The following is a 26,929-nucleotide window of genomic DNA, read 5'->3' on the forward strand; positions in this document are numbered from 1 at the left end:
CTTTGGATTATGAATATGCTATGATAAAGGGAATCTTTAAACAAATTGGAGCTATTAAGATGGTGAAAAAAAACAGAAATGATTTAGACAAGATAATTAATGAAATGATTGAGGTAGTTGAGCAGAGTCAGGGGGAAATCTATCAAATTACCGAGGAATCTCGGAATGAACATAAAACACTCTCTGAACAACTGCATGATATTAGAGAAAAAGTTAAAGAAAATATTATTGAAAGTGAAAAGCTAGAAAAGAAAGAACGGCTTGCTAGAAATCGATTAGCTAAAGTAAGTGCTAACTTCAATGTCTATTCAGAAGATGAAATTCGTGAGGTTTATGAGCTCGCCCATACGTTACAAACTGATTTAAAAATGCTAAATGAGCGGGAAATGGCTCTGAGGCAAAGGCGTGATTATGTTGAACGCAGGCTTAAAGCCTTGGACCAAATGATTGAGCGGGGAACTAATTTAGTTAGTAAAGTCTCAGTTGTTTCCAATTATCTAGCGAATGACTTTAAAGAAGTGGGTAATCTAATTGAGAACGCCAACCAAAAGCAGTTATTTGGTTTACAGATAATTGAAGCACAAGAGGAAGAGCGACGCCGTATCTCGAGGGAAATCCATGATGGGCCAGCCCAGATGCTCGCTAATATTCTTTTACGAGCAGATTTGGTTGATCGTATTTTTCGTGAACGTAGTCAGGAAGAAGCGTTAAAAGAGATGAAAAGCATGCGGGTGATGGTTCGGTCTTCTCTTTATGAAGTACGCCGGATTATCTATGATCTTAGACCAATGGCATTAGACGATTTAGGGATGATTCCAACTATAAGAAAATATTTAGCTAATATGGAGGAGTATCATCAACTTTCAATTGAGTTAAATGATAGCGGTGGATTTGAACGGCTGTCTTCTAAGTATGAGGTAGCGATCTTTCGACTTGTTCAAGAATCAGTCCAAAATGCGGTTAAACATGCTTCTGCTAACAGTATTCAAGTTAATATTCACTACAATATTAAATATGTCAGTGTAACTATTCGTGACGACGGTGTTGGGTTTGATATTAACTTACAAAAAGATAAATCCTTTGGCTTAATTGGCATGAAGGAACGCGTAGAAATGCTTGATGGAGAATTAAAAATTAATTCAGTAATTGATCAGGGAACAGCAATTTATATTAAAATTCCATTAAAAAACTAGGACAATTTGATTAAAGTTTTTTTAACAAATAGTCATTATAGGTGCTTTTTTGTTTTTTTTATGTATAATTAAAGAGTGATTTTAATTGTAAAAATAAAGGATTGGTTGCTTGGTAAGTTTTTTTTAAGTGAATTTTCCAACGAATGATTTAATTCGTTTGAAACTTCACACTATCGACACAAAGGCCGATAATAGCTTTATAGGGTTTACTTTTAATTAATTTAGAACGGTAATAAAAATTACTATATAAATGGAGGTTAGATTAATGACCAGGAAAATTGTTTTGATTGATGATCATGTTTTGTTTAGAGAAGGCGTTAAGCGAATTCTTGATTTTGAGGAATCCTTTGAAGTAGTCGCAGAGGGAAATGACGGAGACGAAGCGTTAGCGCTTGTTGAGAAGTACAAGCCCGATGTTGTACTGATGGATATTAATATGCCCCATATTAACGGCGTACAAGCAACTAAAAAATTATTTGCTAAATACCCAGAAGTTAAGATCATTATTCTTTCAATTCATGATGACGAGAACTATGTTACGCATGCATTGAAATCAGGTGCACAAGGGTACTTATTAAAAGAAATGGACTCAGAAGCACTTATTGAAGCAATCAAAATCGTAAGTGAAGGTGGCGCCTATTTACATCCTAAAATCACGCACAATCTTGTTAAAGAATTTCAACGTTTGAGCAAGGTAGAGACAGGCGGATTAGAAGAGGTTGAATATCGCAAACCATTGCACTTATTAACAAGACGTGAATGTGAAGTTCTCCAATTGTTAGCTGATGGGAAAAGTAATCGCGGAATTTCGGAAACCTTATTTATTAGTGAGAAAACAGTTAAAAATCACGTGAGTAATATTTTACAGAAAATGAATGTTAATGACCGGACACAAGCAGTTGTCATGGCTATTCGAAATGGTTGGGTAGAGGTGTTATAGAGTAAGCTAATCGTCACGCTATAGAAAGACGTTAACTCAAATCATAATTGTGAAACTAGTCGAAGATTCCTTTAATACATAAACCTTTTAAGCGAATTTATAAGATGAGACTGATCTGTCATTACAGTATCCGAACATTCTGAGCTAAGCGTAGGTAAAACACTTGTAGCATCTTCGGCTCACATCCAGTGAGTCGAAGGTGTCACGTTCATGTCTTAAGATGAACGCTAGGTGTCTTTCCGAAGCGCTATAAGCATAGGTGTTCGGATTTTTCTTATCTAAACGGTTTTGTCCCTGTTGCTTGGCCGCTGTCTATGTCTTTCCTACTAACTAGTTTAGTGAAATACTATTATTTTCGGTTTGAATTATGTAAAATAGAGTATATGCATTTATTTTTTTTTATAATTTGTACAGAAAGGTTAGATAAACCTATGAAGATTGCAGTATTAACTGATAGTACCGCATATTTACCCAAAGAAACAAGGGAAGCCTATCAAATTGAAATGGTTCCTTTGAGCATAACATTGGATGATGCATCTTATGAAGAAGAGATTGCAGTTGATGCGGAAGAATTTTATCAACTTGTTCGCAATTCAAAGGATTTCCCTAAGACTTCTCAGCCATCAATTGGTTATATGACAGAAAGGTTAGAGAAGCTCGCCAAGGATTATGACGCTGTTATTGCTATTCATTTATCAAGTGGAATTAGCGGAACTTTTCAATCGATGCAGACAGCTGGGAAAATGGTCGAGGGGATTGACGTTTATACGTTTGACTCAGAAATTAGCTGTTCACCTCAGGGATTCTATGTAGTAGAAGCAGCTAAGCTTGCACAAGCTGGTACTGCACCTGAAGTCATTCTTGATCGATTAAATGAGATGAAGCAAACAATGAAAGCTTACTTTCTGGTTGATGACTTGGCACATCTGCATCGTGGTGGACGCCTAAGCGGAGCCCAAGCCTTAGTTGGTAGCATGCTCCAAGTTAAACCAATTCTTCATTTTGTTGATACAAAGATCGTCCCATTTGAAAAGATTCGTACGCAAAAAAAAGCTTTAAAACGTTTAATAGAACTATTTGATCAAGAAGCACGCACAGGTAAACAGATGAAAGTTACTGTGATTCATGGCAATTGTTTACCTTTAGCAGAGGAGCTTGCTAACGAGTTGAACGAGCGTTTTGACAATATCGAATTGTCAATTAGCTATTTCGGCCCAGTTATTGGGACGCATCTTGGTGAAGGCTCAATTGGATTAGGCTGGTATTACGTTTGATAAATAACCCATACTTCAATTATGAAGTATGGGTTGCTTATTTGAATTAGCTAGCATTTCGGATATTCCAGATGAATACGATCAAGTCTGTATGCTTTAGCTTCTACAACATTAACAAATCACGTAATTTAATTCGTGTTTTTTTGTAAATCTAACGTTAAGTATAGTGAACGTATCAAATACTTACATAAATTATTAAATAATGATCTCCTGCTGATTAATCAGCTTATGGTAAGCTGTTATCGAGGAGTGTGTAACGAAATGAACAAGTATGCAAAACGGTTTTCAGGACGACTTCTATTAAAGGAAGAATTACAATTAACTGAACCAGAATTTGCGTGGCTATGCGCTGCTAGGAAGCTAATACCTCGCCCCTCACTGGTGATAAAAGGCTTGACTAGCCAATGCCAACGCTGTGGTAACAAGACTAAGCATCTATTTGGTATGTTCAATTGTGTGAGGTGCCAGAAGATGCATCATTATTGTCGATACTGCATTCAAATGGGTAGAGTGATGAGCTGTCAACCGCTTTACCAATGGCAAGGTGAAGCACCATGTTGGCCAAAGATTCAAGAGCCCTTGCATTGGTCTGGCCAACTGACAGTATGGCAACAAGCCGCAGCAAAACGAATTGAGCAGGCCATGACTGCCGAAAAAGAACAGCTGTTAGTTCATGCCGTTTGTGGAGCAGGAAAAACAGAAATGCTTTTCAATGGTATTGCCAAAGTGTTGGCGGATCAAAGACGCGTCTGTCTAGCAACGCCCAGAGCAGATGTCGTACGAGAGCTAGTCCCACGCTTCCAGGCCGCATTTCCCAAGACAACGATTGTCGGTTTATACGGTGGCAGTGGTGCGAACCATCGAACGGCACAGATGACCTTAACAACAACCCATCAGCTATTTCGCTATCAACAGGCATTTGATGTGATGATTATCGATGAAGTCGATGCCTTTCCCTACCATGCCGATCCCAATCTTTCCTACGCAACTAATCGAGCGCTTAAACAGTCAGGTAGCCTCGTCTATTTAACAGCAACCCCGCGACCAGCTTTATTAAAGAAGAAAATTCCAACTGTGTTTGTCCCTATTCGTTTTCACGGTCATCCTCTACCTGTTCCAACCGTAGTTACCATTTGGCAGCAAATAAGTCATCGGCCACCAGATGTTTTTTGGAAGTGGTATAAGAAGCGGACAAGTAAGGCAAGGCAGTTGTTGATCTTCACCCCGACCATTAGCCAGGCTGATCAGTTAGCTAAGGTTGTAGCCGAGCAGCTAAAAGACAAACGTGTTGCCGCTGTTCATGCCAGCGATCCAGATAGAATTGAGAAGGTTCAGCAATTCCGTGACCATCAATTAGATATCTTAGTAACGACAACCATACTAGAGCGGGGTGTCACATTTCCAGCAGTAGATGTAGTCGTGTTAAATGCTGATCACAGAGTGTTTGACCAAGCTGCTTTAGTGCAAATTGCTGGTCGAGCGGGTCGGAGCCCGAAAGATCCAACTGGTCAAGTGGTTTTTATCCATAATGGCTTAACGCATGCCATTAAACAAGCCGTTTCTGCAATTCGCACGATGAATAAACGAGCAGGCCTATAGGGGAGGGAAGGTTAATGAATTGTTTGGCTTGTCAGCAACCAATCATTGAACAACGGTCATGGCAAAATATTTTGTTATTACCAGCAGAAAAGAAAATGTGTTCACAGTGCGAACAACAATTAACGCGCATTAGTCAGCCGACGTGCTCTTATTGTGGTCGTAATGACACGCTAGACTGCCAGGATTGTCAACGCTGGGTTACCAAGGTGGTGCTGCAGCAGAATCGTGCCGTCTATCGCTATAACCCTTTTTTAAAAGAAATCATTGCTCGCTTCAAGTATCGAGGTGACTATCAGCTGATTGATATGTTTAACAAAGAATTGAAGCATGCCTTTCACAGTCATTATAACCAGCTTAAAGCAACGGCACTTGCTGTCCCAATTCCCCTTAGTAATGCTCGGCTACAAGCACGTTGCTTTAATCAGGCCGAAGCCATTGCCCAGCGCCTGCCTCTGTCAATCAGCAACCTGCTGATAAGGACGGAAGGGGAAAAACAAGCGAAAAAGAACAGAAAAGCCCGATTAGCAATGGCTAATCCGTTTATGCTATCTCCTCAACCAACAAGCAAAGATAGAGCGATTGTGATCATTGATGACATCTATACGACTGGCGCTACCATCCATCATGCAGCCAGTACATTATTTGAAAATGGCTACCATAATGTCTATAGTTTTACACTTGCACGCTAATAACTGAGACTTTAGCTTTAACCGAATTAAGCCGATATATATGATATAATATGTCTATTAAAAGTTTGTTAAAGGAGAGATCCTCATGGGTGAATTAGAGAATTGCAGCAAATGTGGTAACCTTTTTGTTAAAACAATGCGGTCAATCTGCTCAAATTGCTATAAAGAAGAAGAAAAAAGCTTCCAGAAAGTCTATGAATTTTTAAAAAAGAGAGTTAATCGAAAAGCAACCATTCCTGAGATTGTCAGCGGAACTGGTGTTGAGGAAAGCCTAATTATTAAATTTGTAAAAGAAAAACGCTTGCGTACGTCGCAATTCCCTAACCTCACCTATCCATGTGAGCGCTGTGGTAACCATATTGATGAAGGTGTGCTGTGCAGTAGTTGTTCGACTGAACTAACCAGTACCTTACAAAAGGAAGATGCAATTTCCCAGGTGAGAGGTAAGCAAGAGGTATCGACAAAAGAACGACAACACACTTATTTTGCCGTTGATAAAGTTCAAAAAAGAAATTAAACATATACGCCCTTCTGCCGATATAAGAATTAATTACAGAGTAAGCGGAATAGAAAGTAGGTGACTGGTCTTGAAGATTCAAGGGACGAACCAACCCAATAAGGTTAATCCTTATCAAGCCCAATTCGACAAACAAAAGCAGTTAAAAACACATAATAAAGCGAAGGCAGATCAACTGCAAATTTCGGAACAAGCAAAAAAAATGCAGGAATCGGATCAGGTGCATCCAACAAGAGAAGCCCGAGTCGAAGCACTAAGACAGGAAGTCGAGGCAGATAGGTATCAAATTAAGCCGGATCTAATTGCCAAGAAACTACTGCAATACTGGAAATAAACCTGATTGATGCTAAAGGAGGATTTGCCCTATGGCGTTAGCACCAATGTTAAGCGCGCTTGAACGCTTAATACAGTTACACGATAGCTTGTTGAAGCTTTCTCTCCAAAAGACAGAATATCTGAAAAAAGGTGAGCTAACTTCTTTACAGGCTGTTCTGAAGACTGAGAATAAGCATGTGCAGGCAATCAATACTTTTGAGAAAAAGCGGCTTAACGCACTTAAGGACTGGGCAGTAAAGAAAGACATTACTGCCGATCAAATAACGGTCACCCTTCTATTAGAACAGCTTGAACAAGAATCAGAAGATTATCGGCAGGTAGAACGACTGTCAACCAAACTAGCTAGCATACTTGTTGATTTGAAAGCACAGGAAGCTCTTAACCAGCAGCTAACTGAACAATCGCTACATTTTGTTCAAGTCCAACTTGACATGGCTGCGCCGTCAATCGAGCAGGTTAATTATGGGCATAAACAGAGTCAAAACGATCCGAGCGTAAAGCGATCCGTCTTTGATTCAAAAGCATAGGAGGCTAATAAATGGTTTCAACTTTTCATGGATTAGAGATGGCGAAGCGGGCGCTTAGTTCACAACAAGCGGCTTTATATACAACATCACATAATATTTCAAATGCTAATACGGAAGGTTACACAAGGCAACGGGTTAACTTTGAACAGATTAACACCTTGAAGTCAAGTCGCGAGCCTGGCGGTGTCGTTGATACAGTTGGTAGTGGTGTCCAAGCAGGTTCGATTCAGCGTATACGTGACCAATTCCTTGATGTCCAATATCGTAAAGAGCATGGTAAGGTTGGTTATTTCATTGAGCGAGCTAACGCAATGAAACAAATGGAAGCAATTATGAATGAGCCGTCGGAACTAGGCTTATCTTATGTAATGAATAAATTCTGGGATTCATTACAAGATCTCTCGGTTAACCCTGAGGACTCGGGTGCCCGCTCTGTCGTCGCGCAACGAGCAGAGGCCATTGTGGATACGTTTAATTATATCTCGCAATCACTAGAAGCGGTCAGAAATGATTTGAAAAACCAATTAGATGTTAATCAAACTGAGTTCAACTCGTTATTAGATCAGATTAATAGCGTTAACCAAGAGATCGGCGAAATTGAACCACACGGTCACGTGCCCAATGATCTTTATGACGAACGTGATCGCTTGATAGATCGCCTGTCAGAAATGGCGGATATTTCGGTCAGCTACGAAAAGAGTTCAGGTATGCCAAGTAGTATTGCTGAAGGAAAAGCAACCATCACCTTAAATGGAACTGGTGGTCAACCAATTACATTAGTAGATGGAAATTCATATGAACGTAAGCATTTGTTCGTTGCCTATGATGATAACAACAATGTAGAGGATTTTCATTTTTATAATCCGGAACTTGTTCCTGACGGAACCACTGAAATTACACCAGACATTCTAGTGGATGCGACAGTTGTGGCGGCTAATGATTTTAAATCAGTTGGTACGATGCGCGGCTTGATGGAGATGAATGGCTACATCGGTACCGGTGAGGAGCCACAGGGCTATTACAATAAAGTTTTAAGTGATCTTGATAAAATGGCGTTAGAATTTGTCACGGAGTTTAATCGAATTCATGCAGAAGGTCATGATTTAGAAGGAAATACTGGCACTGACGTCGCTGATTTCTTCGTGTTCGATAATGAAGAGGGACGATCGGCCTTAACAATTTCTGTAAATGAAGAGATTCTTACTAATCGCAATTTAATTGCAGCTAGTGGTAATGGCGACTCCGGTGATGGGGGTAATGCTGCTAACTTGACCGCAGCCTATACTAATCATTTATCTAGTCTAGGAACTAAAACGTCTGTGAAAAGTTTTTACGAAGGTGTAATTGGTGAGATTGGGGTTGTCTCACAGGAGTCTTATCGCATGGTCGATAATTCCCAGGTGCTCCGTCAACAAGTTGAACGAAATCGTGACTCAGTTAGTGCTGTTTCATTAGATGAAGAAATGGCTAATATGATCAAATTCCAGCATGCTTATAATGCGGCAGCTCGAAGTATGACTACCGTCGATGAAATGCTTGATCGTATTATAAATGGAATGGGATTAGTAGGAAGGTAAGGTGAGTTAAATGCGAATTACCCAAGGGATGCTTTCAAATAATATGCTCCGTAATATTAACAGTAGTTATTCAGCACTCGATCGTTACATGGACCAACTCTCTAGTGGCAAGAAGATCAACCGTCCGTCCGATGATCCTGTTATTGCGATGAAAGGGATGAATTATCGAACCGAGGTCTCCAATATTGAACAATATGATCGGAATTTATCAGAGATGTATAACTGGATGGATAATTCTGACGATGCCTTAAATGAGGCGACTGAAGCACTGAAGCGCTTACGGGACCTAGCTGTTCAAGCTTCAAATGGTGTCTATGATGAAGGACAACGAACGAACATAGCTGAAGAAGTCGATCAACTTAAGCAGCATTTAGCTGAAATCGCTAACACAAAGGTAAACAACAAATACTTGTTCAACGGTACAAAAACAACGGGTAATACAGTCAATGGTGAATTGCAAAAACCAGTTGAAATCGATGAAGATGGCAATGTCATCGTGACCCGTGGGGAAGAAGATTACAATGCAGTTTTAATTGAAGTAACAGCTGGTACCCGAATTCAAGCTAATGTTAACCCTGACAATGTGTTTGCACAGGAACTATTTGATGAACTAGAAGCTTTTTCTGAATTATTAAAATCGGGTGCACCAGATGCAGAAATTGATCAATATATTAGCGTAGTTGACAAACATATTAATAATGTTGTAAACGAGCGTGCCGAGCTTGGTGCCAGAATGAATCGCGTTGATTTAATTAAGGACCGATTATCAAGTCAAGCAAATTCCGCTAAGCGAATGATGTCAGATAATGAAGATGCTGATATCGCTGCAGTTTTATTAAAATTAACATCACAGGAAGCAGTGCACCGTGCTGCATTAAGCGCCGGTTCAAGAGTGATTCAACCAAGCTTAATTGATTTCTTACGTTAAATTGAACAGCCTTACCAGCTCGGTAAGGCTGTTTCCTTCATGAGGGGAGTCTAACAACATGCAATTACCACAAATACGGATCAATTCACAGAATGCTAGAATTGGTTTAGATATTCAAAATGCTCAATTACGATTGGAAAGTCAAGAAGCGGATGTGCAAATTCAACAACCCAAAGCGGACATTAATATTCGGACCCGTCCGGGTCGGTTAACGATTGATCAGTCGCAGGCTTTTGCCGATCTTGGGCAATTTCCTGTTGCTGAATCAATGCGCCGATCAGCTGCTGAAGGGATGCAAAAAGCCGCCCAAGGATCGCAACGGAGACGGCGTCAAGGCGATCAACTGATGAAAATTGAACAGGGTGGCGATCAGATTGCAAGTATCGCCAAGCAAAATGCACCGCGACAAGTGCGACCATTTAACATTGGCTTTATTCCATCACACTTTTCCGTTAAAATTGACTATGAACCAGCAGAAGTCGAAATTAATAACGTTGTAAATAAACCAATAATTGAGGCTCGACCAAATCCCGTTATTCATGACTATCAGGCCGGCGCTGTGGATGTTTATTTAGAACAAAAAAACTGGCTTGATGTTGACTTCCCTAACTTGAAGTTTATCGGTAACCAATTCGAAATGATGATATAGAAAGGTGATTTAATGAAGATTCAAACGCAATATTTTGGTGAAATTGACATACATGATGATCAACGTATTACCTTCCCAACTGGTATTCCTGGCTTCCAAACTGAAACAGACTTTGTTTTATTAAATTTTGATGAAAATCCTGCTTTTCAACTACTGCAATCAATCACAACAGCGGCGCTTGCTTTCGTCGTTATTAATCCATTTCAGTTTGTCACTGACTATGAAATCAAACTAGATGAGCAGTTAATTAAGCAGTTGCAAATTGACGAAGAAGCCGATGTGTTATTGCTTGCATTTGTCACACTTAATGATGCGCTTAAATCTAGTACAGCTAACTTACAAGCGCCGATTGTTGTGAATCAGAAAAGGCAACTGGCTAAGCAATTTATTACTCATGACAGTCAGTATTCGACTAGAGAGCTGATTTTCACAACTCTATCCAAGGCGGGTGAAGTGTAACATGCTTGTCTTAACACGTAAGCTTAAGCAAAAAATTCAAATTGGCGATGAGATTGAAATTGAAGTTCTGGCGATTGATGGTGAGCAAATTAAGCTTGGTATTACTGCTCCAAAAGAAATTGATGTTCATCGTCACGAAATTTACCAAGCAATCATTGAGGAAAATACCAAAGCTGCCAGCGTTCCATCAAGTTTTGGTGACTTCCTCAAATAATTTTTATTTTTTTACGAAAAACTATTAAACATCTCTCGACCTAATCCGATATAATTAGTACAGACTGATCATGGTGAGGGACGGCCGCTCGCGCTATGGTTGGTTAAACCCACAAGGATGTGGACAAACACAACTCAAGGAGGAATTTTATTATGATTATTAACAATAATATCCCTGCGTTAAATACTCACCGTCAATTGGGTATTAACCAAGGAAACTTACAAAAATCTATGGAGAAATTATCTTCAGGTCTCCGTATCAACCGTGCTGGTGATGACGCTGCAGGTCTTGCAATCTCTGAAAAAATGCGCGCTCAAATCCGCGGTTTAGACCAAGCGAGCCGTAACGCTCAAGATGGTATCTCTTTAATCCAAACTGCTGAAGGTGCACTTGACGAAACGCACTCAATCCTTCAACGTATGCGTGAATTGGCAGTACAGTCTTCGAATGATACAAATACTGAAGCAGATCGTGCTGAGTTACAAAAAGAGGTTGCTGCTTTACAAGAAGAAATCACAAGAATTGCAGAGACTACTGAATTCAATACTCAGAACCTTTTAGGTGGTGAATTGGAAGTTACATTCCATATCGGTGCTAATGAAGGTCAAGCAATCCAAGTATCTATTGAAGATATGACAGCTGAAGGGTTAGGCGTTAATGCAATTGCTATTGAAACACAAGAAGGTGCTGATGCAGCGATTACAACTATCCAAGAAGCAATTGATTTAGTATCTGCTCAGCGATCTGCATTAGGTGCTGTTCAAAACCGTTTAGAGCATACGATTGCTAACTTAGATAACTCATCTGAGAACTTGTCAGCTGCTGAATCACGGATTCGTGACGTAGATATGGCGAAAGAAATGATGGAGATGACAAAAGCTAACATTCTTTCTCAAGCATCTCAATCAATGTTAGCTCAAGCTAACCAAATGCCACAATCAGTTCTTCAGTTACTAGGTTAATATTTTAATTAATAAGAAAGACTCTAGATTTCTAGAGTCTTTTTTATTCAATAAAATGACTGGTATTATAAACTGATTAAGTGTTATTTTAGCGATTATTTGTAAATATTAAAATATTATTAATATTAAAGCCTACATAGCTTTTAGTATTAAAAAGCATGCAACTAATTTAAAAGTAAAGCTTTAATTTAAAACTGAGGTGCAAGAAATGACTAGTAAGAATCTGCAGCAAATTAAACAAGTGATAAATATTACCAATACAGTAATCGATGCTGTTGAGCATCTACAGAAGCAACTTAAAGCTAAAGACTTTAAAAATTCGGTAGTTATTTTTAGCAGTATTGTAGAAGGTTTTAAATCCTTAGAACCAATTCTTAAATCATTGGATAATAACGTACTTAGTTATAATAAAAAAATAAATAAAGCAATACTATTAATAGCCAAATCTCTTGAACAGTACAATTTCACAAAATCGATAGAGGTCATTCAATTTAACTTGTCTCCTAACTTAAAGAAAATAAAAAACTTGCTAGGTGAAACTATAGAATATCCCACTAGTAAACTAACGATAGGTGTTTATCATGATATGGTTAACCCAGTTGATTTATATACAGAAGATAGAATAAATGCACTTGTACATGAAGCCGAAATTCAAGATACAAGTATATTCTTCTTTTCTTCATCGGATGTTGATTTCGATGCAAAAAAAATAAATGGACTTTTTGTTACAAAAGAAGAAAGAGCTTATCAAGAAGTTAATTTTCCAACTATTGTTCACAATATTGGGTTAACACAAAAACAAAGGCAATCACTAACTGAACGAAAGCTGAGAAGGGAAATTTTGTTTACTAGCTTTTCACTTGGAAATAAACTGTTTCTACCTAAAATAATGCTGGAAAACAGAAAATTTGCTGAGTTACTGGTGCCCTTTAAAATAATAAATAATAAAGATATTCTTCTAAATTTTCTTAATGAAAATAATACCGGAGTTATAAAACCAATTTTAGGAAGACAAGGTCAAAGAATCTTTTTTGTTAACAAAAAAGAAAATAAATATGTAATAAAAGATCATAAAAAAGAATTCATCTTAAGTAAAGATGCCTTTAATCAATGGGTAGATGATAATAAAATTGTATCTAAAATGCAGTTTATGATTCAACGGTATGTTAAGGCAAGGACTAAAGAAAATAAGCCTTTTGATATAAGAGCTCATATGCAAAAAAATAAAGAAGGTAAATGGGTAATTACAAAGATTTATCCAAGAATAGGAAGCTCCGAAAGCATACTTAGTAATATTAGTCGAGGTGGCTACACAGAAGACTTAAAGGAATTTTTAAACAAGGAATTTAGTGATGACGGAGAAAAGCACTACAATGATTTATTGAAGTTATCCACTGAATTAACAGAGCATTTAGATAAATTATATAATTTTTCCCTAGATGAGCTTGGTCTAGACATTACTATTGACGAAAATGGACGTTTTTGGCTTCATGAGGTAAATAACGGACCACAATCCACTTATCATGAAAAAGAACGTGCCGTAAATACAATTGGATATGCTAAATATGTTGCAGAGAATGGGATACTCAACACTAATCAGTATCAAAAACTATCGTTCTCAAAGAATCAATTTAATTCAACAACTACTCAGTACCCGTATTATCAAAAGACAGAAGATATGCGAATTGGCATGTTAGTGCCCGATAATGAAGTTGATGAGTTGACCGTAGCATGTGCCTATGTTGCTACTTACGAAAGAACAGATCTGTTTTATTTCGCTCCCTCCGATATAGATTTTGAAACAATGTTGATACGTGGGCATTTTTATAAGAATAATGAGTGGAAGAGTGAAATTGTTGAATACCCTGATGTTATCTATGATCGATTAAGATTAAGAGGTGTAAGTAAATACCAGAAAATTTATGAAGAACTTGAAGGTATTCCTATTACCAATAAATTCTATGGGAATTCAATAAGTAAGCTTGATGTCTATGAAAAATTGTCTAAAGTTAACGAGATAGATCATTATATTATTCCTTACCGAAAAATAGAAAGAATTAAAGATGTTTATCATTTTATTGATAAGTATGGCTCAATCATAATTAAACCTGAAGTTGGGTCCTTTGCAAAAGGTGTTCATTATGTTGAAATGATTAATCATGATGATTATTTAGTAGTTGAAGGAGAAAATAAAAGACATTTAAGCGACGGTGAAATGACAAATTATTTTAGAGGCTTAATTAAGAAAGGGACATTTATTGTCCAAAAGTATATTAAAACCCGTACAAAAGAAGGTAATCCGTTTGATATACGTGCTCATATGATTAAAAATGGAAAAGGAGAATGGGATTACGCAATAATATATCCAAGGATTGGCTATAAATTTGCTACAATATCACCTTTAACAGAAGGTGGTCAAATTGGTAATTTAAAAGGTTTTATTAAAAGAACATATTCGGATCGGGAATATGACAATTTTATAAAGTCTATAAAAGAGATGACTAAATCTATTGCTGTTAATTTTGAGAAAATGTTTGAGCACAATATTAATGAACTTGCTTTTGATATTGCGATTGATGGGGATAAAAATCTACATTTAATAGAGATTAATGTAAACAAGCCGGGAGTCCTTTATCATGAATTTGATGTTGCAAAGTTAGTTATACCTTATTGTAAATATATATTTAAAAAGGAAAAAGGTCTAGAGTATGAAAAGCACAATGAGGTCCAATAATCAAGAGTTAATGAGCTTAAGCAAAATACAGAAAAGATTATTTACGATACTACAAGAAATAGATACCATTTTTATGGAACATGAAATTCCATATGTTTTAAGCTTTGGTACATTGCTAGGTGCAGTTAGACACAAAGGTTTCATCCCTTGGGATGATGATCTCGATTTACATATTCCAGAAGACTATTTTGATACTGCAATGATGCTTTTAAAGGAGAAGTTAAAAGACAACTATTATGTAACTAATCAAAAAACGGATAGTTTGTCATGGGATATTGATGCAAGGCTTAGAGATAAAAAAACACAAATATTAGATTATGAGGATAATAATGGATTATTTATTGATTTTTTTAAGATTAAAAAAATTAGTAAGCTAAACCGCTTAAATTATACGCTTTTAAAAAAGATTACTCATAAGCTTAATGGAAAATTTACAAATAATAATCCCTTAAATCAATCTTTATATAAAACACTGTTTAATTTATTCAAGATATTGTATGGGCTAACAGAAGTTTGTAGTTTTAAAAAGTATTTAGTAATTAGTGATCGAAACCTAGGAGGTACATATAAGCAGAAGGATGTGTATCCATTCGTGGAGGTTACTTTTTGTGGGAAATCATTTAAAGCCCCTAAGAACTATCATTTTGTTTTGAAAGACCTATACAAAAATTATATGGTCCTTCCCAACGAACAGGATCGAGCCAAGCATTTCACCAAGTGCATCTGGAAAGGATAGGTAAAATGACATTATTTACAGTTGGGCCAGTAGAGATGGATAAAAATATCCTTGAATTATCGTCCCAGCAGGTGCCATATTTTCGTACGCCAGAATTTAGTAATATTACAATTGATTTGGATAGACTTCTCAAAAAAACAATAGGAACTGTGAGTGATTCAAAACTAGCTATTCTAACAAGCTCTGGGACGGGGGCAATGGAAGCTGCTGTTATAAATGTGTTTGACCATACAGATAAGTTGCTCATTGTTAACGGTGGTGGCTTTGGTGCAAGATTTGCTGAGATATGTGCTGTGCACAATATCCCGTTTGAAGAGCTAAATCTTCCTTATGGAGAGACACTTTCACAGGGACATTTAGAACAATTCCAAAACAAATATTTTACTGGATTGCTCGTAAATATACACGAAACATCTACAGGGCAATTATATTCTATTCAACTTCTATCAAATTTCTGTAAGAAAAATAATCTAATTCTTGTGGTAGATGCGATAAGCTCATATCTAGCTGATCCATTTGAAATGGATAAATATTCAATAGATGTAACCATCCTAAGTTCGAACAAAGGTCTAGCTGTTGCTCCTGGACTTTCATTTGTAATTGTAAATCAAAAGACGCATACTAGGATGGAGGGTGTTGCTAACAAATCTTTTTACTTTAATTTGTCAAAATATTTTGTTGATGTTGAAAGAGGTCAAACACCTTATACACCAGCGGTATCAACTATTTTGCAAGCACATAAACGCTTAGAATATATAGATAAAATAAGCCTTGAAAACTACTTGAATGAGATTAGAGATCGAGCTGTTTTCTTTAGAGATAAGCTTGATTTAGACAGGTATAGCATACCCGAATATCCATTATCAAATATTATGACACCAGTTATCTGTCCAAAAGATAATGCTGAAAAAATATATGAAACACTAAAAGAAAAGTATCAAATAATGGTTAATCCTATCGGTGGAGAGTTGCAACATAAACTTTTGCGAATAGGTCATGTTGGTTCTATTACTTATGAAGAAATTGATCGCTTACTTAGTATATTGAACAAAATTTGAAAGTTGGAGAAAATATGAGGGTAATTATAATGGCAGCAGGTTGCGGTACAAGAATTAGTAATGATATTAATGAAATTCCAAAGAGCACTTTAAAGATTGGTAAAGATTCATTAATACGTAATACTATTAAGCTCTTTCTTGAAAATGCATATGAAGTTTGTATTGTTGTTGGATATAAAAAGGAAATGATCTTAAAAGAAATAGATGACCTTCCAATTACAGTAGTTTATAATCCTTTTTATAAATTAACCAACAGTATTGCTTCGCTGTGGTTTGCTAGAAGCTTTCTTGTAGATGAAGAGACTATAATTATGAATGGTGACGTTTATATAGAGCAAGATCTAATTGATTTTTTACTAAATGAAAAAAGATCACCAACCATGCTTGTGGATGCTAAAAGAAAAACAATTGGCGATTTCTTCTTTGAATATAAGAATAGTCGTCTAATAAGTTATGGTAAAGAATTACCACTTGAGTCTAGGACAGGCGAATATGTTGGAATTGCTAAATTATCAGGTGAGTTTATTGATGTTTTTAAAAGAAAACTTGAAATTATCATTGATTCAGGTCATTATAACGAGTGGTGGGAGCAGGTTCTCTATGATTTATCTGATTCTGGACAAGAGGTTTATGTAAGTGATATAGGTAATCGTTTTTGGTCTGAAATTGATCAAATTGAGGATTATCAATACATACAAGACTATCTTCTTAGCAAGATATAAGCATATTCCTTTTCCTTCAGTTTATGATATCTATAAATGTTTAAAAAACTTAAAATAATTAATGCAGCTAATTTACAGCACTTTTTTATAAATCGTGTTCTAAACTAGCTGTTTTTTTAATTATGTTGTTAAAATGTCAATAAGGAATAAAATTTTATTGATATTCAATAAATAATTTATTAATATAGACTATAATAAATAAATCTTTAACGAGGTGCACAATGAAATTTACGCCAACATTATTCCTAAAGCTAACCACATTCGTCTTAGGTGGATTAGTCCTAATCTTTCTCTTGCTCTGGCTGCCCGTGCAGCTAAATCAATTAACCGCTAGTTATTTGGAGGATATTGCACGGTATTATCCAATACCAGTTCTAGTGGGTATCTATCTCTCAGCCATTCCATTTTTTATCGCACTTTTTAATGCTTACCGCTTAGTTCACTATATTGAACAGCAGCAAGCCTTTTCCGAAGCTGCTGTGAAGGCACTAACTCGAATTAAGCACTGTGCTCTGTTCATTATTTGCCTTTATGTCATTGGTGTGATTTGGTTAGGCTTGTTAGGCGTGTTATTTAAAACAGTTGCTGTTTTTGCGATTACGATTGTTTTTGTTACGCTTGTACTTATTTTCTTTGCGTCTGTACTACAAGAACTACTGCGCCATGCGCTTGCGATAAAAGCAGAAAATGAATTGACGATTTGAGGTGATGGAATGGCGATAATAGTGAATGTTGATGTGATGCTGGCGAAGCGAAAGATGTCGGTAACCGAACTGACAGAGAAGGTCGGCATTACCATGGCCAATCTATCTATTTTAAAAAACGGCAAGGCAAAGGCAGTTAGGTTTTCGACTTTGGAAGCTATTTGCAAGGCTTTGGATTGCCAGCCGGGTGATTTATTAGAATACCGCAGTGATCAAGATTAGAGAAACTGCTATTGGGGGAGAAACATGAGTTTTACATTACAGTTTTACATGGGTGTGTTGGCTATGATCCTAATTATGGTCTGTAAAAATAAAGTTATTAGTATGATAATTAGAGAACGTTCACTTGCTCATAAGTTAGCAGAGAAGAATTGGTTTCAATCATTTTGGCTAGCTGGTGGGCTTGTCTTTCTTGTTAATGCAAGTCTGTTCTTTGCTGCCGCTCTGCTAGCAAATCTGCTATTTGTAATTAATATTCCTTACGTGCATAATATTTTGATGATTAGTGTTGTGATTGTAAGTCTCTATGTTTGGAGTGTATGTAATCGAGCATGGTCAGGGTCAAAGCGTAACCGACTCAAGTTAGGTTTGATTGGTAGCAGCTTCTACCTTGGTTTATTTTGCTATTCTTCTTTTCAATATTTTACAGTGAAGCCATCTTATCCAGGTGAGGATACGTTTATGATGACATTTGCTTGGTTAGCTGTGAGTATGACCACAATCATTGCAGCATTAGCCTGTTTTATCTTTACAGGATTTAGTAAAGCCGATCATACAAAAAAGTGATAAAAGTCACGATTCAAATTTCTTATAAAGTGGCTAACATTTACTTTAAAAAAGTTAAACCAAGCCGATATTAGAATAAAGACGGTGGGGAGTTGATGGACATGCGCATTAACCATAATGGGGCAGCGTTAGCCGCTTATCGGAGTATGTCTCAGCATTATGCGTTGGCGCAGCGTTCAATGTTGAGACTGTCAACGGGTAAGCGGATTAATCGTGCTGCCGATGATCCTGCAGGATTGGCCATTTCTGAAAAAATGCGTGCACAAATTCGTGGCTTAAATATGGCTGTTCGTAATGCTCAGGACGGTATTTCATTGTTACAGACTGCTGAGGGAGCCATAAATGAAGGTCATGCTATTTTGCAACGGATGCGCGAATTAAGTGTTCAGGCGGCAACAGGTACCTACTCTGATTCAGAGCGGCAGGACTTGCAATATGAATTAAACCAATTGCGTGAGGCATTAACAGAGATCGGATTAAATACTGAATTTAACAAACAACCTTTATTAAATGGTGAATTTGCAGATAAGAAAATTCAGGTTGGCGCAAATGCGGGTCAACATATGTCAATATCAATTGGTAATGTGACCGCGCTTGGCTTAGGCGTGAATGAGATTGATATCTCAACACAAGAAGGTGCCGATGCCGCAATTGGGATTCTAGATGAAGCGATCAATCGTGCCTCGTCGGAACGCTCGCGGATAGGCGCACAACAAAACCGGCTTGAGCATACAATTAATAATTTAACGACGATGGCAGAGAACTTAACGGCTGCAGAATCAAGAATTCGCGATGCTGATATGGCGAAGGAAATGATGATGTATACCAAGCATAGTATGCTTGCTCAAGTTGCGCAGACAATGATGGCGCAGGCTATGCAACAGCAACAAAGTGTTCTTCAGCTATTGCAAATGACCTTTAATCCGAAGAAATAGATTTTTGATAAAAGATTGGTGTGTAGTAAATGGAACAAGAGCTTAGCATGATGCGTCAAATTTTAGCAATAACGGAATCGATGCTTGAAGCACTTGTCGTTTTACACGTTAGTAAAGCGAGCAATACCGAGTGGCTAGAGGGCATACATGATGTAGCAAATGGTTATGCTTCAGTAATGCGTGCATTAAAGGTTCTTGATATTAAATTACAGCATCAACTTGATTCAAACTTTCAAGATATCTTGGCCCATTATGATAATGGTGAACGAACAGTTGAAGTGTTAATTGTTGAAGCAACAGCTTGGCAACGTGAGCTTGAAGCTTTGTTTCACCCATATGTGCTGCATTAATGGAGAAAATTCTATAATAGTGTATAAATAAGAATGGGGATGATTAAATGGGCATTATGATTTTATTGTGGTTTATTATTTTGTGTCTTGCGTCGGTATTCATTTACTATGCTTATAAGGGCTATGTTAATAATAAAAAGGGACTTAGTACCACTTATGTTGGCCTAATCATTGTTGTCCTTGTTGTAGGCGTTTTGTTGACTATCCCCCTAACTCGAACTGGAAGTTTTCAACGCGCACTGAGCAGCTTTAGAAGCGAGTATACCGGTGGGATCACAAGAGAGCTTGTCGTCTACTCAATGACTGGTGTGGAGATTTATCGTACCCAAGGGAAATTTGATATTGAACATAGTAATAATCGTCTTCGCTGGATTGATGAACAGGGGCGCACGCAGATTATCTACTTAGGTGATAGTGCTTCAGTCATTGTTAATGAACTTGATACAGATTAATAAGGTAAGAACTTTAAATAGAACGGGGTGTATGAATGGATATTGCAAAATTATCAATGGCAATGAGCCAAACATATTTAAAACAGCAAGTATCGCTTAGTTTAATGAAACAAACAATGGAGCAAGCGACACAGCAGGCCGATCAGATGATTGATTTACTTGAGCAGCCTGTTCATCCTTATTTGGGAGCAGATATAGACGTATCGGTTTAGGATAAATATGCTTGACTTTTACGTGGAGCAGGCGTAAACTGAAGATACAATAAAGGGGAGTAGCTCCAGCAATAATGTCGTCATTACGAGATATACTGTCTCCGGCGTTATTGACAACTACAGTTGTTAGCAAGACCTTTACCAATGATTTTCCGAATTGATAACTCGGGAGCTTATTGGTAAGGGTCTTTTTTATGTTTGAAAAAGGAATCTTATCCAATCAGCTGAAAGAAGAGTGAATGAAGCTCGGAATGGTTATAACTATAGACAAAGTCAGGAGATGGTGTTCAATGATGCATTATCAGCAGGAAAGAGACCAAGTACTAGAGGAGTTACAGGCTGATTATAAGGGTTTGACTTTAGCCGAAGTGATCAAGCGTCAGGAAGTAGAAGGTTTCAATGAGATTGAGGAAGCAAAGCGAAAATCGACGTTAGCGCTTTTTTTGGAGTCATTTAAAGATGCAATGGTTGTGGTATTGCTTGTTGCAGCGACCGTTCAATTTTTGTTAGGGGAATATATTGAAGCCATTGTCATTATGCTTGTGCTTATCCTAAATGCTATCATTAGCGTGGTCCAAACGAAAAAAGCGGAGAGTTCATTAGAAGCACTTCGGCAAATGTCGGCACCAGAGGCTAAGGTCATTAGAGGTGGTGAGAAGCATACGATTCCAGCACGTGAGCTAGTCCGGGGTGATATTGTTTTTCTTGAAGCAGGTGATTATATTCCGGCTGATGGTCGTATTTTAGAAAGTGGTTCGCTACAGGTAAATGAAGGAATGCTTACAGGTGAGTCACAAGTTGTGGATAAAACTGTTAATGCCATTAGCGATGAGGTAGCACTTGGAGATCGAACGAATATGGTCTTTAGTAGTGCGCTTGTGACAAATGGCCGGGCAACATTAGTTGTCACTGACATTGGGTTAAAAACGGAGATAGGTAAGATTGCTGATCTCCTTAATACGGCTGAGCAAAAGCAAACGCCCTTGCAGCGTAAACTGGATGCCTTTAGTAAGCGTTTGGGCGTGTGGATTGTGTTACTATCGGTTGGGATATTTGCTGTTCAAGCAGGGCGGATCTGGTTAGGAAATCAGCCAGTTGATTTATCGACCGAATTACTTGAGGCATTAATGTTTGCCGTAGCTGTAGCTGTAGCTGCTATTCCTGAAGCCTTGCAATCAATTGTGACGATTGTTTTATCAGTTGGTACGAACAAGATGGCGAAGCGCCATGCGATTATTCGTAAGTTACCTGCTGTTGAAACATTGGGTTCGACTAGTGTTATTTGTACGGATAAGACAGGAACGCTAACGCAAAATAAAATGACGGTGACGGATTATTTTATTCCAAGACAGTCTGGTAAATCAATTGATCAAGGTCCGACGAGTTGGACTGCTTCTGAAAGCTTATTGGTTGATGTAGCGGTGCTTTGTAATGATAGTTATATTAATGGCAAAGGTGCCGAGGTTGGTGATCCGACAGAGGTTGCCCTTATTAATTTCTCTGAGCTGAATAAACAGGATTATCATCAGCTCCGCGAACTGCATGAACGACTTGATGAATTGCCATTTGATTCTGATCGCAAGCTGATGTCGACCTTGCATAAGATTCGTGGTGAGCGTATGATGCTAACCAAGGGTGGGCCAGATGTGTTGTTTAATCGCGCTACGTATATTTTGGTAAATGGGCAGGAGCTTCCTCTTGATGAGGATTGGCGCCAAAAGCTTACTGATCAAAATGAAGCATTTTCTAAACAGGCTTTACGCGTATTAGCCTTTGCTTACAAGAAATTTGATCAAACTAAACAACAGCTTAGCTTTTCTGATGAATCGGATCTTGTCTTATTAGGCTTAATGGCCATGATTGATCCGCCACGAGATGAGGTTTACAACGCAATTAAGGAAACGAAAGAAGCTGGTATTAAAACGGTGATGATTACAGGTGATCATAAGACAACAGCTGAAGCAATTGGCCGTGACATTGGTTTAATGGCTGTTGATGACGTTGCTGTTACTGGTCAAGAGTTGGATGCCATGAGTGACACAGAACTTACCGAGCAATTGGAGCACATTTCAGTCTATGCTCGTGTCTCTCCGGAGAATAAAATTCGTATTGTGAAGGCATGGCAAAGTAAAGGTCAGGTATCAGCGATGACTGGTGATGGTGTCAATGATGCGCCAGCATTGAAGCAAGCTGATATTGGGATTGCAATGGGAAGTGGAACAGATGTTAGTAAAGATGCTGCGGCCATGATTTTAACAGACGACAATTTTGTTTCAATTGTGAATGCTGTGGAGGTTGGCCGAACAGTCTTTGATAATATTAAAAAATCAATTGCATATTTGTTCTCAGGTAATTTAGGTGCAATTATCGCCATCCTGTATGCAGTCATCATTGGCTTGCCAAATCCATTTACCGCACTGCAGCTGCTATTTATTAATTTAGTCAATGATTCGTTACCAGCTATTGCACTCGGGATGGAAAAAGCTGAACCAGACGTAATGAATCGCAAGCCACGTTCGATGGATGAAGGTATCTTTGCCGGTGAGACGTTACGCTCTGTGTTAACAAGAGGGACGATTATTGGCCTAGCCGTTATCGCAGCTCATTTAATCGGCTTGCAAGTCTCAGCAGAGGTTGGGGTCTCAATGGCTTTTACAACCTTAATTATCTCACGAACCTTACAAACCTTTGCGGCTCGTTCCAATAGACAGACGATTATTGGAGTGGGCTTGCTAACAAATAAGTATGTTCTAGGCGCAGTAACCATTTGTTTTGGCTTATACTTGTTAACGGTGTTACCTGGGCTGCGATTAGTCTTCTCAATTTCTGATCAGTTTGGCATGAATGAATGGTTAATGGCCTCAGGTCTCGCTGTAGCCGCAGTTTTTATGATGGAGCTTGTAAAATATGTCTTTCATCATGCTTTTAAAAGTAAGTAAGCCGGCAATTGCCAGCTTACTTATTTTTTTCGTCTACTATTTAAGGTGAAAGCATAATGCTATAATAGAATGAATTAAGGATAGGTGGTGCCCATCATGGATTTAACAACGCAAACAATCTTAGACAATATTCAAGATATGGTTTTTGTGATGCAAGTTGGCAAACATGATCAATTTGTCTATCAATTTATTAACCAAGCCGCAAGGGAAAAGCTTAATATAACTAATGCTGTGATTGGTAAGACAATTCATGATGTGAATCCGCCTACCCAGGCGGTTATAATTACTGAGCAATACCGAAATGTGTTAAGGAGTAAGGCGATTTGTATTTATGAGGATAATTATTTTATTTCGTCGGATGGCAACAAGGTTAGTGAAACAACGCTATCGCCAATCATTGAAAGTGGTCGTGTCACGCATATCATTGCTGTAACAAAGGATATTACGGCAATGAAGCAGGCACAGGAGCAGGAGAGTAAAAGCCAGCAACGTCTGCGGATGAGCCGTCAACGTTATAAATCCCTTTTTGATGAAAATACCGATGCAATTGCTTACCTAAACTTAACTGGAAAAATCATTCGGATGAATAAGGCTTGTCGCCAGTTAATGAAATTAATGGCTAATCAAGACAATAGAGGTAACGTGTTCGAAGCGATTGTAACGGAGGATAAGGATTGTCTAGCGGAAAGTTTCCGCCAAACTACTAACGGTAATGCACGTACCATTGATATTAAAGTGAATGGAGTCGATCACTTTCAGATTATTCTGCAAGTGAAAATGATCCCAATGGTACACGAGTGCCAAGTGCAAGGTGTTTATATGATGTTAAAGGATAGAACAACGGAGTACTTTGCCAAAGAAATGATTGTTGCTAGCGAGGAGCGCTTTCGCTTAATTGCTGAACATTCATCTGATTTAATTCAATTACTTGATCAAGACGGAAACTACGTCTATTTATCACCTTCACATCAGCCTGTCTTAGGTTATCAAACAAGTGAGCTTCAAAAGATGACCTTACTTGAACTTTGTGATCCTGCTTATTCGGAAATGCTAGAGCAACGCCTTGCCCAGCTTAGCAGCTTAAAGGAAACACAAAAGCTTGAGGTTCGCTTAATGAATAAAGCTATGCATTATCAGTGGTTTGAGCTTCATCTAGAACCCGTTTTTGCTAGCGATGGTACCTATAAGCATACCATTGTTGTTGCCCGTGATATTGAGGAACGTAAGGAGCATGAAGAAGAGCTACATCGTCTTGCCTATCATGATCCGTTAACGGGACTGGCTAATCGACGCTTATTTAATGCCAGACTTGAACAGGTACTCGCTCTTTATGTGCGCCAGCAAAATCCATTTGCAGTTGCCATGTTAGATTTGGATGATTTTAAAGCAATTAATGATTCAAATGGACATGATGTTGGTGATGATGTCATAATTGAACTGGCAAGGCGGCTAGCATTATCGGTACGGGAAATGGATACAGTTGCTCGTCTGGGTGGAGATGAGTTTATTTTATTGCTACCAGAGATCGGCAATCGAGATGATTTAATGCGCGTGCTTAATCGCATAGAGGATGCCTTGCTTAAACCTTATCAAATTAATAACCAGACATACTTAGTTGGTGCAAGTATTGGGGCAGTTATGTCAACAAATTATGCGATAACAACCCACTCGATTATTAGAGCAGCTGATCAGGCACTTTATGCAGCGAAACGAACAGGTAAGAACAAAGTTGTCATTCATGATCAGAGAATGCCGGAAGAATCATTAGGTAAGGATTAATAAAATGAGACTATTCTATCGCAGATCAACAGTCCGTAAAAGTCTGTTTCGTTTAGAGGTAGCACTTTGGTCATACCTTTAGTTACAAACATGCCGTGCTAACAATCATTGTGGGAAAGAATCTCATCAATTTATTTTTTGGTAGCAAAATAACGCTTTCTTTTGTCGATTTTTATGGCATAATAATAAAGAAAGCGATTGCGAATGGAGGATTGAACATGGAAAGAGAGCGTTACCTTTTTATCGGTGATAGTATTACAGAATGGGGCAGATTTGAAGATGAAGAGGGTCTTGGTAATAATTATGTACGTAATATTCGAGACCATCTTGCCCTTGAAAAACCAAATCAAATACCTGAGATTATAAATAGAGGGATTGGTGGAAATCGTGTAACCGATCTTGTTGCACGTTGGCAAACAGACGTTATTGAGCTTGCACCGAATCAATTATCAATTTCAATTGGGATTAATGATGTTTGGCGACAGATAGATGATTCTAATATTGATCAGGTAATGCCAGAGCAATTTGAAGAGCTTTATCGTGATCTAATTAAGCAGACGAATGAAAAACTTCCAAATACAAGGATTATTCTAATGGAGCCAACTGTTATCGAGGAGCAAAGGGATTCAAAAGGCAATCAATTATTAAAGCCATACGTGGAGATTGTTAATAAGCTTGCTAAAGAATTCAGATTAACTATTGTACCAACACATCAAGCTTTTATTGATTATTTATCAAAGGTCCCGGATTGTCCACTTACGATTGATGGTGTACATATGAGTAGCACAGGCAATGCGTTAATGGCAAAGACGTGGTTAGATACGATCTAAAAAAGTGGCTGGTGTATATTTAGCACCAGCCACTTGCTATTATCTACTACCTCTAATCATGCGGGCAATGAAAGCGAGTAACGCGATGACAAGTAAAATATGAATTAAATTACCGACATCAAATAAGAACCCGATCAGCCATGCAAGCAGTAATATTCCAATAATCGTACTAAACATAATGGTTACCTCCTACCGACTAAACGCCTTTTTTTCGACCTGTTATCAGGTTGAAAATAAAAACGATTAACGCAATAACAAGTAGTGTATGAATTAATCCACCTGCAATCTCAAAAATAACACCTAATAACCACGCTAATATTAATATCCCAATTATTGTCCAAAGCATTTGTAGTACCTCCTAGTTTTATATGTTAAAAACTTGTTAAGCTTTCGAGCGACCTCTAATCATGTTTACGATAAACACGACCAGTGCTACAACGAGCAGAATATGAATAAGTCCACCCGCAACTTCAAGTAATAGACCCGCTAACCAAAAAAGTAAAAGTATTCCTATTATAGTCCAAATCATGTCTTATCCTCCTTTAATTTGTCTGTGCGACTTGATTTAGTTATAACATACCCCTTCAGAAGTAAACTAAACAATTTGCTTTTAAAAATAGGAAATTACAACTAGCTATTGCGTTAGTTTCATTCAGTTGGTATAATAAATTTCATAATATTTTGTGGATTAACGCAGTATTTCGTTGAAAGAGCAACGAAGTGTTGCGTTTTTTATCGGAATCTAGGAAGAATAGCATTTAAATCGTTTAATTCACGGATGGATTAGGTTAAATTCGTGAGCCGGTGCGCTAAATCGGCGAGAAGGCG

The 26,929-nt window shown here is 37.8% G+C and carries 31 protein-coding genes; 28 read left to right on the forward strand and 3 right to left on the reverse strand.

The features are described from left to right. Window positions 1–59 precede the first annotated feature (59 nt). From BM000_RS12185 to BM000_RS12320, 28 genes are all read left to right on the forward strand, one after another. Window positions 60–1,193 carry a sensor histidine kinase gene (locus tag BM000_RS12185; RefSeq protein WP_091498980.1) on the forward strand — a complete coding sequence of 378 codons (1,134 nt, stop codon included), beginning with the start codon at window positions 60–62 and terminating at the stop codon, window positions 1,191–1,193. A gap of 265 nt (window positions 1,194–1,458) precedes the next feature. After that, complete coding sequence (locus BM000_RS12190; protein WP_091498804.1) at window positions 1,459–2,133, forward strand: response regulator; 675 nt, start codon at window positions 1,459–1,461, stop codon at window positions 2,131–2,133. 431 nt (window positions 2,134–2,564) lie between these two features. After that, window positions 2,565–3,407 carry a DegV family protein gene (locus BM000_RS12195; RefSeq protein WP_091498807.1) on the forward strand — a complete coding sequence of 281 codons (843 nt, stop codon included), beginning with the start codon at window positions 2,565–2,567 and terminating at the stop codon, window positions 3,405–3,407. 261 nt (window positions 3,408–3,668) lie between these two features. After that, window positions 3,669–5,006 carry an ATP-dependent helicase ComFA gene (locus BM000_RS12200; protein WP_091498809.1) on the forward strand — a complete coding sequence of 446 codons (1,338 nt, stop codon included), beginning with the start codon at window positions 3,669–3,671 and terminating at the stop codon, window positions 5,004–5,006. A gap of 14 nt (window positions 5,007–5,020) precedes the next feature. Then, window positions 5,021–5,695: a ComF family protein gene (locus tag BM000_RS12205; protein WP_177178296.1), complete on the forward strand. Its 675-nt coding sequence runs from the start codon at window positions 5,021–5,023 to the stop codon at window positions 5,693–5,695. An 85-nt stretch (window positions 5,696–5,780) separates the two neighbouring features. Further along, window positions 5,781–6,212, forward strand: coding sequence for a TIGR03826 family flagellar region protein (locus BM000_RS12210; RefSeq protein ID WP_091498812.1), 432 nt, complete (start codon window positions 5,781–5,783; stop codon window positions 6,210–6,212). A 70-nt stretch (window positions 6,213–6,282) separates the two neighbouring features. Continuing rightward, a complete protein-coding gene (gene flgM / locus BM000_RS12215) occupies window positions 6,283–6,546 on the forward strand; it encodes a flagellar biosynthesis anti-sigma factor FlgM (protein ID WP_091498815.1) in 264 nt (87 codons plus the stop codon). Between the two features lie 31 nt (window positions 6,547–6,577). Beyond that, complete coding sequence (locus BM000_RS12220) at window positions 6,578–7,075, forward strand: flagellar protein FlgN (protein ID WP_091498817.1); 498 nt, start codon at window positions 6,578–6,580, stop codon at window positions 7,073–7,075. 11 nt (window positions 7,076–7,086) lie between these two features. Then, window positions 7,087–8,652 (forward strand): flagellar hook-associated protein FlgK, encoded by a 1,566-nt coding sequence (gene flgK, locus BM000_RS12225; protein ID WP_091498820.1) that lies wholly within the window; start codon window positions 7,087–7,089, stop codon window positions 8,650–8,652. A gap of 10 nt (window positions 8,653–8,662) precedes the next feature. Beyond that, window positions 8,663–9,580, forward strand: a complete 918-nt coding sequence (gene flgL / locus BM000_RS12230) for a flagellar hook-associated protein FlgL (protein WP_091498823.1) — start codon at window positions 8,663–8,665, stop codon at window positions 9,578–9,580. 58 nt (window positions 9,581–9,638) lie between these two features. Further along, window positions 9,639–10,229 (forward strand): DUF6470 family protein, encoded by a 591-nt coding sequence (locus BM000_RS12235; RefSeq protein WP_091498826.1) that lies wholly within the window; start codon window positions 9,639–9,641, stop codon window positions 10,227–10,229. A 12-nt stretch (window positions 10,230–10,241) separates the two neighbouring features. Further along, on the forward strand, window positions 10,242–10,688 hold the full coding sequence (fliW, locus tag BM000_RS12240; protein ID WP_091498827.1) for a flagellar assembly protein FliW: 447 nt from the start codon (window positions 10,242–10,244) through the stop codon (window positions 10,686–10,688). Window position 10,689: 1 nt separating this feature from the next. Next, window positions 10,690–10,902, forward strand: coding sequence for a carbon storage regulator CsrA (csrA, locus tag BM000_RS12245; protein WP_091498830.1), 213 nt, complete (start codon window positions 10,690–10,692; stop codon window positions 10,900–10,902). A 152-nt stretch (window positions 10,903–11,054) separates the two neighbouring features. Continuing rightward, window positions 11,055–11,864 carry a flagellin N-terminal helical domain-containing protein gene (locus BM000_RS12250; RefSeq protein WP_091498833.1) on the forward strand — a complete coding sequence of 270 codons (810 nt, stop codon included), beginning with the start codon at window positions 11,055–11,057 and terminating at the stop codon, window positions 11,862–11,864. Between the two features lie 208 nt (window positions 11,865–12,072). Further along, window positions 12,073–14,598, forward strand: a complete 2,526-nt coding sequence (locus tag BM000_RS12255; protein WP_091498836.1) for a YheC/YheD family protein — start codon at window positions 12,073–12,075, stop codon at window positions 14,596–14,598. After that, on the forward strand, window positions 14,573–15,334 hold the full coding sequence (locus tag BM000_RS12260; protein ID WP_091498839.1) for a LicD family protein: 762 nt from the start codon (window positions 14,573–14,575) through the stop codon (window positions 15,332–15,334). The genes BM000_RS12255 and BM000_RS12260 overlap by 26 nt, the downstream gene beginning before the upstream one ends. A 5-nt stretch (window positions 15,335–15,339) precedes the next feature. Beyond that, a complete protein-coding gene (locus tag BM000_RS12265; RefSeq protein ID WP_091498841.1) occupies window positions 15,340–16,392 on the forward strand; it encodes a pyridoxal-phosphate-dependent aminotransferase family protein in 1,053 nt (350 codons plus the stop codon). Window positions 16,393–16,421: 29 nt separating this feature from the next. Further along, window positions 16,422–17,114, forward strand: a complete 693-nt coding sequence (locus BM000_RS12270; RefSeq protein WP_177178297.1) for a phosphocholine cytidylyltransferase family protein — start codon at window positions 16,422–16,424, stop codon at window positions 17,112–17,114. 221 nt (window positions 17,115–17,335) lie between these two features. Then, window positions 17,336–17,818: a DUF2975 domain-containing protein gene (locus BM000_RS12275; protein ID WP_091498846.1), complete on the forward strand. Its 483-nt coding sequence runs from the start codon at window positions 17,336–17,338 to the stop codon at window positions 17,816–17,818. Window positions 17,819–17,827: 9 nt separating this feature from the next. Further along, entirely contained in the window at window positions 17,828–18,040 is a 213-nt protein-coding gene (locus tag BM000_RS12280; protein ID WP_091498848.1) for a helix-turn-helix domain-containing protein, read from the forward strand. 24 nt (window positions 18,041–18,064) lie between these two features. Next, a complete protein-coding gene (locus BM000_RS12285) occupies window positions 18,065–18,604 on the forward strand; it encodes a hypothetical protein (protein WP_091498851.1) in 540 nt (179 codons plus the stop codon). Window positions 18,605–18,705: 101 nt separating this feature from the next. After that, window positions 18,706–19,539 carry a flagellin N-terminal helical domain-containing protein gene (locus tag BM000_RS12290; RefSeq protein WP_091498852.1) on the forward strand — a complete coding sequence of 278 codons (834 nt, stop codon included), beginning with the start codon at window positions 18,706–18,708 and terminating at the stop codon, window positions 19,537–19,539. 29 nt (window positions 19,540–19,568) lie between these two features. After that, complete coding sequence (locus tag BM000_RS12295; protein WP_091498855.1) at window positions 19,569–19,889, forward strand: hypothetical protein; 321 nt, start codon at window positions 19,569–19,571, stop codon at window positions 19,887–19,889. 47 nt (window positions 19,890–19,936) lie between these two features. Continuing rightward, window positions 19,937–20,341: a hypothetical protein gene (locus BM000_RS12300; RefSeq protein ID WP_091498857.1), complete on the forward strand. Its 405-nt coding sequence runs from the start codon at window positions 19,937–19,939 to the stop codon at window positions 20,339–20,341. Window positions 20,342–20,376: 35 nt separating this feature from the next. Then, window positions 20,377–20,553, forward strand: coding sequence for a YjfB family protein (locus BM000_RS12305; protein WP_091498860.1), 177 nt, complete (start codon window positions 20,377–20,379; stop codon window positions 20,551–20,553). A 290-nt stretch (window positions 20,554–20,843) separates the two neighbouring features. Further along, the gene (locus tag BM000_RS12310) at window positions 20,844–23,492 is read left to right on the forward strand and encodes a cation-translocating P-type ATPase (protein WP_091498862.1); all 2,649 of its coding nucleotides are present in this window, start codon (window positions 20,844–20,846) and stop codon (window positions 23,490–23,492) included. A 96-nt stretch (window positions 23,493–23,588) separates the two neighbouring features. Beyond that, complete coding sequence (locus BM000_RS12315) at window positions 23,589–25,271, forward strand: sensor domain-containing protein (protein ID WP_091498865.1); 1,683 nt, start codon at window positions 23,589–23,591, stop codon at window positions 25,269–25,271. Between the two features lie 218 nt (window positions 25,272–25,489). Then, window positions 25,490–26,101, forward strand: a complete 612-nt coding sequence (locus tag BM000_RS12320; RefSeq protein WP_177178298.1) for an SGNH/GDSL hydrolase family protein — start codon at window positions 25,490–25,492, stop codon at window positions 26,099–26,101. Window positions 26,102–26,140: 39 nt separating this feature from the next. On the opposite strand, the gene BM000_RS16660 is transcribed toward BM000_RS12320, so the two are convergent. Genes BM000_RS16660 through BM000_RS16670 form a run of 3 tightly spaced genes read right to left on the reverse strand, consistent with a single transcriptional unit; the run spans window position 26,141 to window position 26,630 of the window. Then, the gene (locus tag BM000_RS16660; protein WP_143063936.1) at window positions 26,141–26,278 is read right to left on the reverse strand and encodes a lmo0937 family membrane protein; all 138 of its coding nucleotides are present in this window, start codon (window positions 26,276–26,278) and stop codon (window positions 26,141–26,143) included. A gap of 19 nt (window positions 26,279–26,297) precedes the next feature. Then, window positions 26,298–26,447: a lmo0937 family membrane protein gene (locus tag BM000_RS16665; RefSeq protein WP_143063937.1), complete on the reverse strand. Its 150-nt coding sequence runs from the start codon at window positions 26,445–26,447 to the stop codon at window positions 26,298–26,300. A gap of 36 nt (window positions 26,448–26,483) precedes the next feature. Further along, a complete protein-coding gene (locus tag BM000_RS16670; protein WP_143063938.1) occupies window positions 26,484–26,630 on the reverse strand; it encodes a lmo0937 family membrane protein in 147 nt (48 codons plus the stop codon). Between the last annotated feature and the right edge of the window lie 299 nt (window positions 26,631–26,929).

This window comes from Amphibacillus marinus (assembly GCF_900110345.1).
GTDB lineage: Bacteria > Bacillota > Bacilli > Bacillales > Amphibacillaceae > Amphibacillus_D > Amphibacillus_D marinus.